Annotated in this window: 11 protein-coding genes and 1 pseudogene; 4 read left to right on the top strand and 8 right to left on the bottom strand. The window is 48.1% G+C overall.

Annotation, left to right across the window (positions count from 1 at the left end):
• Positions 1-101: 101 nt before the first annotated feature.
• Both ACOJS8_RS00555 and ACOJS8_RS00550 read right to left on the bottom strand, forming a co-directional pair.
• Positions 102-779 carry a response regulator gene (locus ACOJS8_RS00555; protein WP_420146581.1) on the bottom strand — a complete coding sequence of 226 codons (678 nt, stop codon included), beginning with the start codon at positions 777-779 and terminating at the stop codon, positions 102-104.
• 494 nt (positions 780-1273) lie between these two features.
• Positions 1274-4372: an efflux RND transporter permease subunit gene (locus ACOJS8_RS00550; protein ID WP_420146580.1), complete on the bottom strand. Its 3099-nt coding sequence runs from the start codon at positions 4370-4372 to the stop codon at positions 1274-1276.
• 226 nt (positions 4373-4598) lie between these two features.
• Here ACOJS8_RS00550 and ACOJS8_RS00545 point away from each other — a divergent pair, with 226 nt between their 5' ends.
• Together ACOJS8_RS00545 and ACOJS8_RS00540 are read left to right on the top strand one after the other, a co-directional pair.
• Positions 4599-4811 (top strand): heavy-metal-associated domain-containing protein, encoded by a 213-nt coding sequence (locus ACOJS8_RS00545; protein ID WP_420146579.1) that lies wholly within the window; start codon positions 4599-4601, stop codon positions 4809-4811.
• A 31-nt stretch (positions 4812-4842) separates the two neighbouring features.
• Positions 4843-7146 (top strand): heavy metal translocating P-type ATPase, encoded by a 2304-nt coding sequence (locus ACOJS8_RS00540; RefSeq protein ID WP_420146578.1) that lies wholly within the window; start codon positions 4843-4845, stop codon positions 7144-7146.
• Between the two features lie 101 nt (positions 7147-7247).
• Here the strand turns inward: ACOJS8_RS00540 and ACOJS8_RS00535 are convergent, their stop codons facing one another.
• A complete protein-coding gene (locus ACOJS8_RS00535; RefSeq protein WP_420146577.1) occupies positions 7248-7817 on the bottom strand; it encodes a 50S ribosomal protein L25/general stress protein Ctc in 570 nt (189 codons plus the stop codon).
• A 75-nt stretch (positions 7818-7892) separates the two neighbouring features.
• Positions 7893-8834, bottom strand: a complete 942-nt coding sequence (locus ACOJS8_RS00530) for a ribose-phosphate pyrophosphokinase (RefSeq protein WP_420146576.1) — start codon at positions 8832-8834, stop codon at positions 7893-7895.
• 180 nt (positions 8835-9014) lie between these two features.
• On the opposite strand from ACOJS8_RS00530, the gene ACOJS8_RS00525 reads away from it, so the two are divergent.
• Together ACOJS8_RS00525 and ACOJS8_RS00520 are read left to right on the top strand one after the other, a co-directional pair.
• On the top strand, positions 9015-10130 hold the full coding sequence (locus tag ACOJS8_RS00525) for an acyl-CoA dehydrogenase family protein (RefSeq protein WP_420146575.1): 1116 nt from the start codon (positions 9015-9017) through the stop codon (positions 10128-10130).
• Between the two features lie 29 nt (positions 10131-10159).
• Positions 10160-10747 carry a class I SAM-dependent DNA methyltransferase gene (locus ACOJS8_RS00520; RefSeq protein ID WP_420146574.1) on the top strand — a complete coding sequence of 196 codons (588 nt, stop codon included), beginning with the start codon at positions 10160-10162 and terminating at the stop codon, positions 10745-10747.
• Here ACOJS8_RS00520 and ACOJS8_RS00515 read toward each other — a convergent pair.
• The 4 genes and pseudogenes from ACOJS8_RS00515 to ACOJS8_RS00500 form a co-directional block, all read right to left on the bottom strand.
• Positions 10734-11900 (bottom strand): glycosyltransferase, encoded by a 1167-nt coding sequence (locus tag ACOJS8_RS00515; protein ID WP_420146573.1) that lies wholly within the window; start codon positions 11898-11900, stop codon positions 10734-10736. The genes ACOJS8_RS00520 and ACOJS8_RS00515 overlap by 14 nt on opposite strands.
• Before the next feature lie 94 nt (positions 11901-11994).
• Positions 11995-12570: a phosphatase PAP2 family protein gene (locus ACOJS8_RS00510; RefSeq protein WP_420146572.1), complete on the bottom strand. Its 576-nt coding sequence runs from the start codon at positions 12568-12570 to the stop codon at positions 11995-11997.
• A 61-nt stretch (positions 12571-12631) separates the two neighbouring features.
• Positions 12632-13546 carry a sugar phosphate isomerase/epimerase family protein gene (locus ACOJS8_RS00505; protein ID WP_420146571.1) on the bottom strand — a complete coding sequence of 305 codons (915 nt, stop codon included), beginning with the start codon at positions 13544-13546 and terminating at the stop codon, positions 12632-12634.
• A gap of 38 nt (positions 13547-13584) precedes the next feature.
• Positions 13585-14012, bottom strand: a pseudogene (locus ACOJS8_RS00500) (deoxyribose-phosphate aldolase); the annotation flags it as partial.

Raw genomic sequence — 14012 nt, 5'->3', positions numbered from 1 at the left:
GTGCGGATGTTCATAGGAAAGAGAAGCGAGGAGGGAAGAAAGGAGGAAGACGAATAGCTGCAATCTACAGAAATTCCATTCTATTTTCCTCCCTTTTCCATTTACTCCTCCTTTAACATATATCCCATACCAATCACTGTGTGAATTAGTTTGTGAGGGAAATCCTTATCAATTTTTTTCCTCAGGAAGTTCACGTATACGTCAATTACGTTGGTGCCCGTATCGAAGTGAATATCCCAGACTTTTTCCGCAATATCTACTCGCGATACAACGCGCCCCCGATTGCGCATGAGGTATTCAAGCAGGCCAAACTCCTTAGCCGTCAGCTCAATACGTTTATCGCCACGCCGGGCTACTTTTTCGTTAAGATCGAGTTCGAGATCGGCTACTTTCAACGTATTCAGTTGCATGCCTGTATCGCTGCTCCGTTTGGTGAGCGCCCGCAATCGAGCCATCAACTCCCTGAATTCAAAGGGCTTAACTAGGTAGTCGTCTGCCCCTGCCTCAAAGCCCGTCAATTTATCATCAACCGAGCCCATAGCAGTCAGCATCAGCACAGGGGTGCTGTTCTTTTCCTGACGAATCGAATGAACAACATCAAACCCATTCATCTTAGGCAGGTTAATGTCCATAATAATCACATCGTAGAGATTATTTAAGGCCATATTTCGTCCAACCTGTCCATCGAAGGCTACATCTACTTCGCAGGATTGTTCCTCCAAACCTTTCCTTACAAACGATGCCAGTTTGGGTTCATCTTCAACCACCAGTATTTTCATATCGGCAACATACATAGCTCTTGTCTGATTTAATAACGGTAGAGTGAATTATTATTTTATGAAAAGGCCGCATTCGTTACATTATATATTAAATATCTTACAACCTATCCAATGACCAAGGTCGCGTTAGAGGATTAAAAGGGGTTGAAAGATGCATTAAAAGTGAGTTAAACCAGCCAAAGCAGCATGAATGCCAACAAAAAAGCCGCTCCGAAAATCGGGGCGGCTTTCCGCTTCTATCCACACCATTTCAAGATGGACGACCAGATGGTCGTCGCATCTTGATGTTCAACCTTCCCTTTGTAAAGGATCGTGATGCTACAAGGAGCAATATTTTTTCAGAGTAACCAAATTCTCTGTATATGTCTATTTAAGTTATAGCTACTGACGAGGAGACAATAGCTGTGCAAATGTTGCAAGTTATTTCTAATAAAACGTAACTCGGCGGCTAAAATTATTAAACGTAGCAAAGCTTACTCAAAATTCACTAAATTTTAACTCGCGCTGAATTTATGCTGGTAAAAAACGTAAAATATAAGCGGAAAAACAAACAGTGTCAGTATCGTGGCGGTGATCAATCCCCCGATTACCACAATGGCGAGTGGCTTGGCTGTTTCGGAACCGATGCCATGCGAAACGGCCGCCGGAATAAGCCCGATGCCAGCCATCATTGCGGTCATGACTACCGGCCTTATCCGCGAGATAACTCCCTCGCGGATCGAATCGTTGAGTGGTAGCCCGCCCCGCAAATTTTTCTTGAATACGGAGATTAGAATGACGCCATTCTGGATGCAAATACCGAACAGAGCGATGAATCCGATGCCCGCAGAAATGCTGAAGTTGACATGAGTGATTAGCAGCGCAGCAATGCCACCAATGATAGCAAACGGTACGTTGAAAAGGACGAGCCCTGCGTCTTTTACATTACCAAACAAGACAAACAGTATAAAGAAAATCGCCAGCAGACTAATCGGCACCACCTGCGTCAAACGGGCCGTTGCTCGTTGCTGATTCTCAAAATCGCCAGCCCATTTAAGCGTATAGCCCGATGGCAATTTTACATTCGCCTGAACTTTGTGCTGGGCTTCGGCAACGGCGCTTCCCATGTCGCGGCCGCGTACCGAGAACTTAACGGCACCGTATCGCTGGCCTGCTTCCCGGAAAATTAAGACCGGCCCCGTTTGCGTATACACGTTGGCGATTTCTTTAATCGGAATCATACTGCCACTTTCGGTGGGTACCATCAATCGGCTGATCTGTAGTTCGTTAGAGCGGAATGGTAGCTCATAGCGAATACGCAGGTCAAACTTACGCTCACCTTCGTAAATCTGGGTAGCGGCTTTACCGCCAATGGCCATTTCAATGACAGCCTCAGCATCCGCTTTATTGACACCGTACAGAGCCAGTTTTCGCTCATCCAGTTCGACGCGCATTTCGGGCTGACCAGTTGTCCGGATAACCCCCAGATCTTCGATGCCTTGCACAGTAGCCAACTGCTTCTGGATCTCCCCGGCTTTACTCTCCAGAATGCTTTGGTCCGGACCGTAGATTTTTACCGCAATAGAACCTTTCACTCCAGATACGGCTTCCTCTACGTTATCCATTATGGGTTGAGAAAAGTTGAAGTTAACGCCAGGGAAAACCGCCAGCTTCTCCTGCATTTTATCAACTAGTTGTTCTTTTGTCAGTCCGCTTTTCCAGCTATCCTGCGGGTAGATATCGACAAGAAATTCGATGTTATAAAAACCGGTCGGATCAGTTCCATCGTTCGGTCGGCCTGTTTGGGAAATAACGCCTTTAACTTCTGGAAATTCTTCGAAGATATGGCGCATTTGTACCGTCTGCTTCACGGATTCCGGCAACGAAATACTCATGGGCATGGTGGCCCGAACATAAATAGAACCTTCGTTAAGTTCAGGCAAAAATTCGGTTCCGAGCAAGCTAAACCCCGATAGCCCAATAACCACAAGGGCCGCCGTAATAAGCAGACTAAGCCGCTTGTGAGCAAACGTAAACCCAAAGGCCCGGGTAGCGTATTTGGTCACTACGTTGACGAACGGATTGTGCTTTTCGCGAACGTCTTTATTAAGCAAGATGCTCGCTAAAACTGGCACCAGAGTCAGGGTGAAAATTAAGGCACCCAGCAAGGCAAAACCAAGCGTCCAGGCCAGGGGAGAGAACATTTTGCCCTCCACTTTCTGAAACGAGAAAATAGGAACCAGGCACGTAATAATAATGAGTTTGGAAAAGAAAATGGCCTTTCCCATTTCAGTTCCGGTTTTACGTAGTACGCCCAGCTTAGCTAGTTTGTTAAACCTGGGCATGCCTTCCTTGTGAGCCATCTCGTCGAGCGTAACGAAAATTCCTTCCACCATAACCACGGCACCGTCTACGATGATACCAAAGTCGATAGCGCCCATAGAGAGAAGATTAGCTGACATTCCTTTCAGACGCAGGCAAATAAAGGCGAATAGCAAGGCTAGCGGAATAACGATGGATACAGTCACGGTAGTCCGCCAGTCGGCCATAAACAGAAACACAATGACCGTTACGAACACAATTCCTTCAATAAGATTATGCGTAACCGTGTGCGTGGCGAAGTTGATCAGCGTTTCGCGGTTGTAGAACGTATTAATCGTTACGTCATTGGGTAAAATGCTTGTATTCAGCTCGTTGATCTTTGCTTTTACCCGCTCGATTACCTCGCTGGGGTTTTCCCCCTTTCGCATGACCACGATACATTCCACTACGTCATCTTTTTTGTCGCGGCCGGCCTGGCCAAGTTTGGGTAGCGCTGATTCGGAAACCTGCGCTACGTTACGTACCATGATGGGCGTTCCCTTCACGTTCTTGATGATGATGTTCTGAATATCCTGCTGATTACGTAGCAGCCCGATGCCGCGCACTACGTAGGCTTCCGAGTTCTTCTCGATGACGTCGCCCCCGACGTTCACGTTTGAGTTCGCTACAGCCTGATACAATTGCAGAGGAGTGATATTGTAGTCCATGAGTCGGCGCGGATCAACCGAAATCTCGTACGTTTTTACTTCGCCACCGAAACTAACCACATCCGCTACGCCCGGCACACTTTTTAACTGACGTTCAATCACCCAGTCCTGTAAGGTCTTTAATTCACGAGACGTACGGGTTGACGACTGAAGTGTATATCGGAAAATTTCGCCTGTCGGGCCATAAGGTGGTTGCACGTCCGGGCGGATGCCTTCGGGCAGTTCAACCCCATTGAGTAGGTTATTGACTTGCTGACGGGCAAAGGCATCATCGACGCCATCTTCAAATAAAACTTTAACTACCGACAGGCCAAACAGTGATGTTGACCGAATGTCGGTACGTTTCTGCACCGAATTCAGGCCAATTTCTATCGGAATAGTTACGAATTTTTCGACCTCTTCTGCCGAACGTCCTGGCCACTGCGTAATAAGCGTAATCTGCGTATTTGTTACGTCTGGAAAGGCTTCAATTGGGGTATTCTGATAGCTGAGTATACCGGCAACAACGGCCAGGGCTGTCAGGAAAAAGATGAAAAATTTATTCTTCAGCGAGAAGGATAGGATACCTTTGATGAATTTGTTCATACCGGCTACGGCATACGATTTTTACCTGGGCAAAGGTGTCGGGATGAACTTAAATTGGACTTAAGCCATGGTTAAAAGAAAGTTAAAACGGGGTTCTAAACGTAGCGGAACTGATGGCTCATTGCTTCAATTTTATACTACCTGGCAAGAATTATGTAACGGTTTCGAGTCCAGAGTAAGCGACTTTTGTAACGGGAATTTGGTTATCCAATAAATGATTAGTTCTATGAAAACGCTGAAATTCAAAACCAATATCAAGTGCGGTGCATGTGTAGCTACCGTAACGCCTTTCCTTAATCAGGTTGTGGGAGAAGGCCACTGGCAGGTAGATGTGCAGGATCCTGGTAAAATTCTGACGGCCGAAACCGATACCGCTACGTTGGCCGATATACGCCAGGCGATTGAAAAGGCGGGCTACAAAGCCGAGCCGTTATCTTAAAAACGTACCGGATCGATTCCGGTCTATGGGTATGAATGCAACCCTTAAAAATTCCTCCAGTTCAGGCAGCGTAGCCGACATCCGGAAAACGTACCCTGTGCTGGAAATGAGCTGTGCTGCCTGTGCAGTCAGTGTCGAGTCCATGCTGAAGCATACGCCCGGCGTGAGCGACGCAAGTGTGAACTATGCCAATCAGACGGCCCAGGTGCAGTTCAATCCGGATGTGATAACACCGGCTGAACTACAGAATGCGGTTCGCTCGATTGGTTATGATATTGTTGTTGATGCCGACGATCCGCAACTAGTGCAGGAGGAAGCGCAACAGCAGCATTATCGGGCGCTTAAACAACGGACTACCTGGGCAATACTACTGTCGCTGCCTGTTGTTGTCATCGGCATGTTTTTCATGGACCGTACCGATGGACCATTAGCGTATGCTAACTGGATCATGCTTGCGCTTTCGGCTCCGGTTGTGTTTGTGTTGGGGCGATCGTTCTTTATAAATGCCTGGAAGCAGGCTCGTCATCAAAAGGCCAATATGGATACGTTGGTGGCGCTCAGTACGGGCATCGCTTTTCTATTCAGTACGTTCAATACAATCTATCCCGAATTCTGGCACCGTCGGGGCCTTCATCCACACGTTTATTTTGAAGCGGCTGCCGTCATCATCGCCTTTATTCTATTGGGCAAATTGCTGGAAGAACGAGCCAAATCCAATACATCTTCGGCCATTAAGAAGCTTATAGGGTTACAACCCAAAACGGTTCGGTTGATTGAGGATAATGCTGAGCGCGAGATTCCGATTGCTTCGGTTCAGGTAGGTAATTTGCTTATGGTACGACCAGGGGAAAAGATTCCGGTGGATGGCACGGTTGAATCGGGGCAGTCGTACGTTGATGAAAGCATGATTAGTGGCGAACCTATACCCGTTGAAAAACAGGCCGGTGCGAAGGTTTTTGCTGGTACAATTAATCAGAAAGGAAGTTTTCGGTTCAGGGCCGAGAAAGTCGGCGGTAATACGTTGCTGGCCCAAATTATCCGTATGGTGCAGGATGCGCAGGGAAGTAAAGCGCCTGTGCAGCAGACCGTTGATCGAATTGCAGGCATTTTTGTCCCTATCGTGCTGAGCATCGCCTTACTGACGTTCGTCGTCTGGATGCTGTTCGGAGCTTACATCGTTCCAGGCACTGATCCATTTACAACGGCTATGCTGACCTCAGTAACGGTGCTGGTTATTGCCTGTCCCTGCGCGTTGGGTTTAGCTACGCCAACTGCTATTATGGTTGGCGTTGGGAAAGGCGCTGAAAACAACATCCTGATTAAAGACGCGGAAAGTCTTGAAATGGGCTATCGGGTCAATGCAATCGTACTCGACAAAACCGGTACCATAACTGAAGGGAAGCCCATCGTTACGGATTTGATCTGGACCGTGCCAGAGGACAAGCAAACACCGCTCCGGTCGGTACTTTATGCGATGGAGGCACAATCAGAACATCCACTGGCTGAAGCGATCACTACGTATCTGAACGGAACGGAGTTGCAGACGCTGGAGAAATTCGAGAGCGTAACAGGAAAAGGGATTATAGCTTACGATCAGGATATGATGTACGCCGTTGGTAATCTAAGTCTTCTTGCGGATCAGAAAATTCCGCTGCCCGATCAACTGGCGCGGCAGGCCGCTCAGTTACAGAGTCAGGCAAAAACCGTTGTTTTCTTTGCTCGTTGCGGATACGACAATGTTGAAAAAGCCAGCGAAGTGTTAGCTATCATTGCAATTGCTGACCCAGTTAAGGCTAGCTCAAAACAGGCAATTGATACGTTGCGAAAGCGAGGAATTGAGGTTTATATGCTAACCGGCGATAATACCCAAACGGCGGTTGCAATAGCTGAGCAAGTGGGAATAGCCCAGTATAAAGCGGAAACTATGCCTGCCGATAAGGCTGATTTTGTAAAAGAATTACAGGGAGCAGGGAAGGTGGTGGCTATGGTCGGCGATGGAATTAACGATTCGCAGGCTTTAGCTCAGGCTGATGTGAGTGTGGCAATGGGGCGAGGCTCCGACATTGCGATAGACGTAGCGCGTATGACGCTCATAACCTCTGACCTCAACAGCGTGCCCAAAGCGCTGCAATTGTCGAAGCAAACGGTACGTATCATCCGGCAGAACTTGTTCTGGGCATTTATTTACAACCTGATTGGCATTCCGCTTGCTGCCGGGGTATTGTATCCTGCCTTTGGCTTTTTGCTTAATCCGATGATTGCCGGGGCAGCTATGGCGTTGAGTTCCGTATCGGTTGTCAGTAATAGTTTACGATTACGGGCCATACGTTTGTAAAGGAGCGTTTTCCGGTTTAATAGATACGAAAAAGCCTCTGCAGTTCTGCAGAGGCTTTTTCGTATCTATTAATTCAAACAGACGGTTAGTCTGTGATTTAATTATTTGGCCGAAACCTGACCACGTAGTGCCCGTGGAATTTCGATACTGGCCACTGGGTTGGATGACTGCTCCAGCAATTCGATGTTACTTACTGGAATCTGACCTACCCGAACAGATTTTCCAAGATCAAGATTCGATACGTCGACATCAATGAAATCAGGGATGTTTTCGATCGCTCCTTTTACGCGCAGTTTCCGAACGCGGGTTACTAATTTACCACCTTTCTGTACCCCTGGAGCTGAACCTACCAGACGAACCGGAACAGAAACCTTAACCGGTTTTTTATCCGTCACCAGCAGAAAATCAGCATGTAACAGTGCGTCGCTTACTGGGTGGAACTGAGCTTCCTGAAGGATAGCCCGGTACTCATCGCCCTCAATATTAAGCGCTACTTCATACACATTAGGCGTATACAGCAATTGGCGAAACAAAATAGCTGGGGCATAGAAATGCACCTGCTCTTCTCCGCCATACAATACACACGGAACATTGCCCTCGGCCCGAATCGCCTGTGATTCCGTGCGGCCGAGATTCGCTCGTTGATACCCTACAATCTCGATTTTTTTCATGTTAGTAAAATGATTGACTTGTTGAATGATTGATCTATTAAATGACTGATTTTACGCTATCATTTAGTGAATCAATCAATTTTTTATGAAAAGTGAACTAATAGATTCATGATCCCGAATGCGTCCAATGGCTTTGGCAAACAGTTCTGCCACCGTCAGCACTCTGATTTTTGCGTTGGCCTGCTTTAATGGCAGCGTGTCCGCAACCACTAATTCTTCCAGCACGGAATTGGCAATGTTATCGTGCGCTTTGCCCGACATAATCGGGTGTGTACATACAGCGCGTACCGACTTGGCACCTTTTTCCAGAATAATCTGGGCCGCTTTCGCCATTGTACCCCCCGTATCAATCAAATCGTCAACCAGCACTACGTTAGCACCCTCTACGTCGCCGATGACCTGCATTGAGGCTATTTCGTTGGCTCGTTTGCGGTGTTTGTCACACAGTACAATATCGGCGTTAAAATGCTTGGCAAACGTACGGGCCCGGTTGGCACCACCCACGTCTGGCGAGGCAATCACCAGGTTTTCCAGGTTCAGGCTTTGGATATAAGGGACGAAAACCGACGTACCTTCCAAGTGATCTACCGGAAAATCGAAAAAGCCCTGGATCTGCCCGGCGTGTAAATCAATTGTCATAAGCCGATCAACTCCGGATGCCGCCAGCATATTGGCAACCAGCTTAGCCGCAATCGATACGCGGGGCTTATCTTTCCGATCCTGACGAGCGTACCCGAAGTAAGGAATTACAACCGTTACGTAGTGTGCCGAAGCGCGCCGGGCGGCATCAACCATCAGCAACAACTCCCTCAGATTATCACCCGGTGGGGGAGTCGACTGAATTAAAAAAACGTCGCAACCCCGAATTGACTCTTCAAAGCTGGGCGACATCTCACCATCGCTGAACCGGCGACAGGTATAGCCGCCTAAGTCTTTGCCATAATAGTGGGCAATTCTTTCAGCTAAATAGGTGGAGTGGCTACCCGAAAAAATCTTAACCGGATTGTACGATGCCATGAGTGCCTGACAAATTTCCCGCAAAGGTACGGAAAAAATAGCCAGCTTGCTGATGCACGTTTAAGTTTCTTTACTCAGCAACTCGATGTATCATGGATTCCAGGGTATAAATACGCGAAACAATTACGTTCACTTCTGATTAGATAAGTAGCAAACATCAATACGTACCTGTTGTCTACAATGCCATCCATGCTCGTCGAATCAGATAAGATAACTGGGTTACTCCAAAAGATCGCTGAAACAGCCTCGCAAACCGATGATGATAAAACTTTTCCTAAAGAATCATTCAACTGGCTGGCCAATGCCGGATTGTTAGGAATTACGTTGACCGAGCCGCTAGGAACGGACCAACTTCTGCAAATGCTGAAGCAAATCGGAGCAGCTAACCTGGCAGTCGGGCGCGTCTACGAAGGGCACATCAATGCGCTGAATCTGATTGACTTATACGCTACGTCGGAGCAAAAGGGAGTATGGAAAGCCGACGTAATCGAACACAGCCGACTATTCAGTGTCTGGAACACACAAGCTGCTGATGGGGTGAAAATTCACGTTATCGGAAACGGACGGTATCGACTCGAGGGCTGTAAGACATTCTGCTCGGGGGCCAACTGGATTCAGCGTCCTTTGGTTACCGGCGAACTGATGGGGGCAGATCGCAGAGGCTGGCAAATGTGTATTATTCCAACGGAACGGGTAAAAGCCATTCCGCAGGATGACCAGTTTTGGCAGCCACTGGGAATGCGGGCGTCAGTTAGTTATAAACTCGATTTTACGGGCGTTGAACTCGATGAAAGCGATCTGCTGGGTCAACCCGGCGATTATTATAAACAACCGTATTTCAGTGGAGGGGCCATTCGGTTTGCAGCCGTCCAGTTGGGAGGGGCTGAAGCATTAGTCGAGGCAGTTCGTGCGTATCTGGACTCGCTGAAACGTACGGACGATGCATTTCAACGAATGCGGCTGGCCGAAATGACCTGGTTGGTTGAGTCAGGGAATCACTGGCTGAATGCTGCGGGTACGAAAACGGATCAATGGCTAAACGATAGGAAAGAGACGGATAAAATCGTTACGTATGCCAATATGGCCCGAACCGCCATTGAAGAGATTTGCCTACGGGTTATGCCGCTGGCCGAACGTTCGGTAGGGGCGAGGGGACTTATGCGGCCCCTTCCCTTTGAGCGTATTCATCGCGACCTGACGTTTTATTTGCGTCAGCCAGCGCCCGATGCAACAGTACTTGATATTGGTCGATACGTTGCTGAAAGCCAGGTGAGCGTGCATGAACTATGGCGTTAAAATAACTTTAGAAATAAACCGGGAGAACTATGTCGGCTGTCAGCTTGCCAACCACTTATTTTGATGATGTGTACCGGGCCAATGAGGACCCTTGGAGTTTCGAGACAAGCCCTTATGAACGGGCAAAATATGAAGCAACTATAGCTGCTTTGCCCAACGCAAAGTACAGGAATGCTTTCGAGATAGGCTGCTCCATTGGTGTACTGAGTGAAATGCTGGCACAACGTTGCGATCAGCTTCTGTCAGTTGATGCGAGTGAACTGCCTCTGAAGGCTGCCCGACAACGAATGGCGCCTTATAAGCACGTAGTAGTGAGTCGGATGAGTATTCCCAGCGAGTTTCCAGACAATCAATTTGATCTGATCGTACTGTCTGAAGTGGGTTATTACCTATCACTACGTGACCTTGAGCAGGCCCGTCAGAAAATGGTTGAGCATGTAGAAAAAGAGGGTCATTTACTGCTTGTCCACTGGACACCCTTTGTGCCTGATTATCCGCTAACCGGCGATCAGGTTCATGAGGAGTTTCTAAAGATGGCTGGCGAAGATAAACCGCTTACGCATCTGCTGAATCAACGTACGGATAAATACCGGCTGGATCTGTTCAAAAAAAAGTAGCTGATTTATCAGCCAGGTAGTTACGCATCGCGCGAATAGCGGATGTGATAGGGACTGGTTGCCAGTGCGTTCCCCATGTACCCGTAGTCATTTTTTTATCGACCTTCTCCCATAATTCCCCAAAAAAGCGACTTTGTTCAAGCTCATTTATGAGCCAGTTTGAATCGATCAATAGCTCCTTTGCAATACGTTGCAGTGTATCAATATGGCTGGAACGATCCAGTAATTGCCAGTAATTTCGCAACAGATAGCGGTTTTGCAGCCGAATAATGACTGCTTCGGCAGGCATGGCTAACTGGCACTGATTCGACTGATTCATAGCCGACCAGTACCGTAACTGCTCCGAAAAACCAACGTCAACCCGGCCCTGTATCCGGCTGGAGGTGAAGACTTTTACGTGAGGACTTTTCCGCACTTTTGCATCCATCCGTAATAGCGCCTGATAGAAGGCTTCGTCTTCCAGATAAGGTGTTTTCGGGAGTCGGCCCACCCTGTCATACGTTTGACACGTAACGGCCAGGCTAGCGCCAAAATGCTGAAAATGCCTTGGCCAGGGATCATGTGAACAAGGGTCGAGCAGAGCCTCGGCTTTGGCTACCAACGTTCGGTACATTACGTCCCGCAGGTGATATAAACGTACCTCGCTTTGGTCGGGTCGGGTCAGAATGCGTCCGCCAACAGCGTCATTTCCCTTCGCTATTTCGAGCATGATGTTATACACCCAATGCTTGTCCACTACCGTATCACCATCAGTTGATGCGATAATCCCATCCGTACGTCCTGCACTCATTAATCGCTGATAGGCTTCGTCCATCAGCATTCGCCTGACGGTGCCGATGTTTGCTTTGTTGGCCGGTAAATGAATTTGTGCAATGTGCAGTGAGAATGAAGGATGCTGATGCTGGTATTGAAACGCAACTTCATACGAGGAGTCGGTACAATTGTTGGCCAGCAACAAAACTTCGTAGAGAGCTGGATTCAGCGGCAGGCCATTCGTATCCAGTTGTCTACGTAGTGCCTCCAGGGTATCCGTTAAGTGGTGAGCTTCGTTCCTGACTGGAACGATTACGCTTACTTGTAAATGCGAAGAGGGCGGTGTGTGGTCAAATAACGTAGCGTAGCTGCAATCAGTCTCCTCGGTATCAACTTGCATAGGAATGGCTGTGTATCTGCAGGAGTGGATTCATCTGCAGATATCTCCGTACAACCATATGTGCGATGGATTGTTAACGCATTAAATGAAGATTTTAAGAGATAGAACGATGACTGGAGCGGGCCTGTATTCTTTTGTAGATCGATACTGCCAAAAGCGCTGATAAAATCCCTAAAAGCGCCCCGACCAGTACGTCAAAAGGATAATGCGCGGCAACGTAAATGCGGCTGTAGGACACAAGGGCGGCCCATAGAAAGACCCATTTAGGCCAGGCGTATTGTTTGCCGAGCAGGAGCCACAGACTAGCCGCCAGTGCGAACGTCGTTGATGCGTGCGAGGATGCAAATCCGTATTGTCCGCCACACTCCATGACCGGATGAATAAGTTTTTGCAACGCCAGCACATGGCAGGGCCGTAGTCGTTGGGTGAGGGGTTTCAGTACCGACGACGTCAGTTGATCGCCAAGCGCCACCGCTGCAACGATGGTCAGTAATAAACCAATGGCCTGCTTCCGGAACCGATAAATTGCCCAGCCAATAAGTATGGCGTAAAACGGAATCCAGGTGTTACGTTCCGTTACCCAAATCATCAGCGTGTCGAGCCAGGGAGCGTAGAAACTATTGAGCCAGAGAAAAAGATCGGTATCGAGTTTGTTGAGCGTTTGGAGCACCGTTGCTGTTCTTGAACAATACTGTTTGTAAAATGTCTGTTACGTTGGGAATCATTCTGGGCTACAACACCAGAAACTGGCTAAGGTAATTGCGGGCGGTCAGAATGGCTGTTTGTACATCTTCCGGACTACCTTCATACGCTTTGTCTTCCACTTCAATACAAACCGGGCCCCGGTAGCGAACGTCCGTCAGGGCAGCAAAGAAATCCCGCCAGCGCACGTCACCTAAACCGGGCAGTTTTGGGGAATGATATTCCAGCGGATTCGCCATACTACCCACACGGTTTAGTTTGTCGCGGTAGAGTTTAACATCTTTAAGATGAACATGGTGCAGCCGGTCGCGGTAATCGTAAATAGGGCGTACTTCATCCATCATTTGCCAGATCAGGTGACTAGGGTCGTAGTTTAGACCCAAAGCGCGCGACGGAATAATCTCGAACATACGATCCCAGATGGCAGGCGTAGTGGCGAGGTTCTTGCCGCCGGGCCATTCATCGTCCGTGAACCACATGGGGCAATTCTCAATGCCAATCTTTACGTTACATTCTTCGGCTTCTTTTACAATTGCCGGCCAATGTTCGGCATATAGCTTTAGATTTTCTGTAACACTCAACGATGGATTTCGCCCAATGAACGTATTGACAACGGGTATGCCCAACCTGGAGGCAGCCCGAATTATTTTCTTGACATGCTCCCGATAAAACTCAGCCTGATCCGGATTCGGGTCCAGCGGATTCGGATAATAACCCAACCCCGAAATCGAGACGGGGTAGGTACGTAACAACTGGTGAATCTGTTCGACATCCAGCGCATCAACATCAATGTGCGTAACGCCTGCGTAGCGTCGGGCGTCGGCATTGCCGCTTGGCCAGCACATAACTTCAACGCATTTAAACTTGTGATTAGCCGCAAATTTCAGAACGCCATTTAAATCATAATCAGCCAGAATAGCCGAAACAAAACCAAGGTTGAGCATTTGGAAACAGGAAATGTAGGATGGAAAATACGTTTTGATTAGTAACCTTTCGCTTCGGTGTTGCTTGTTGGTTGTAAGGTTTGAGCTTCTATACCGAAACGCTGGTAAGCCTCGTTCAGAATGGAAGCGGTGGAGGACGTGCCAATGCGCGCAACTCCCAGTTCATTTATAGTCAGCAGCTCGTCGAGCGTACGAATACCACCCGACGCTTTCACCCGAACGTTTGGCCCTACGTGCGTAAGCATAAGTTTTAGGTCGTGCTCGGTAGCCCCTTTGTAATCGTATCGGCCATCGAAATCCCGAACAAACCCAAAACCAGTAGACGTTTTTACAAAGGCAACACCGATTTCAGTGCAAATTTCGCAAAGGCGTATTTTGAGCGAATCCTGCGGGAGAAAATCGTTCTCGAAAATGACTTTCAGCAGAGCTCCCTGCCATCGACATACTTCATTAATGGCCCGAATTT

This window comes from Spirosoma sp., from assembly GCF_048594605.1.
In the GTDB taxonomy this organism is placed as follows: Bacteria; Bacteroidota; Bacteroidia; order Cytophagales; family Spirosomataceae; genus Spirosoma.
Note: the sequence above shows the minus strand (reverse complement) of the source record. Positions and strands in the feature narration are given on the sequence as shown.

Excerpts from the sequence above, each read along its gene's own strand:
- ACOJS8_RS00545 (WP_420146579.1), top strand. The coding sequence starts at position 4,599 with ATGAAAACGCTGAAATTCAAAACCAATATCAAGTGCGGTGCATGTGTA.
- ACOJS8_RS00505 (WP_420146571.1), bottom strand. The coding sequence starts at position 13,546 with ATGCTCAACCTTGGTTTTGTTTCGGCTATTCTGGCTGATTATGATTTA.
- ACOJS8_RS00520 (WP_420146574.1), top strand. The coding sequence starts at position 10,160 with ATGTCGGCTGTCAGCTTGCCAACCACTTATTTTGATGATGTGTACCGG.
- ACOJS8_RS00525 (WP_420146575.1), top strand. The coding sequence starts at position 9,015 with ATGCCATCCATGCTCGTCGAATCAGATAAGATAACTGGGTTACTCCAA.
- ACOJS8_RS00515 (WP_420146573.1), bottom strand. The coding sequence starts at position 11,900 with ATGCAAGTTGATACCGAGGAGACTGATTGCAGCTACGCTACGTTATTT.
- ACOJS8_RS00535 (WP_420146577.1), bottom strand. The coding sequence starts at position 7,817 with ATGAAAAAAATCGAGATTGTAGGGTATCAACGAGCGAATCTCGGCCGC.
- ACOJS8_RS00550 (WP_420146580.1), bottom strand. The coding sequence starts at position 4,372 with ATGAACAAATTCATCAAAGGTATCCTATCCTTCTCGCTGAAGAATAAA.
- ACOJS8_RS00555 (WP_420146581.1), bottom strand. The coding sequence starts at position 779 with ATGAAAATACTGGTGGTTGAAGATGAACCCAAACTGGCATCGTTTGTA.
- ACOJS8_RS00540 (WP_420146578.1), top strand. The coding sequence starts at position 4,843 with ATGAATGCAACCCTTAAAAATTCCTCCAGTTCAGGCAGCGTAGCCGAC.
- ACOJS8_RS00530 (WP_420146576.1), bottom strand. The coding sequence starts at position 8,834 with ATGGCATCGTACAATCCGGTTAAGATTTTTTCGGGTAGCCACTCCACC.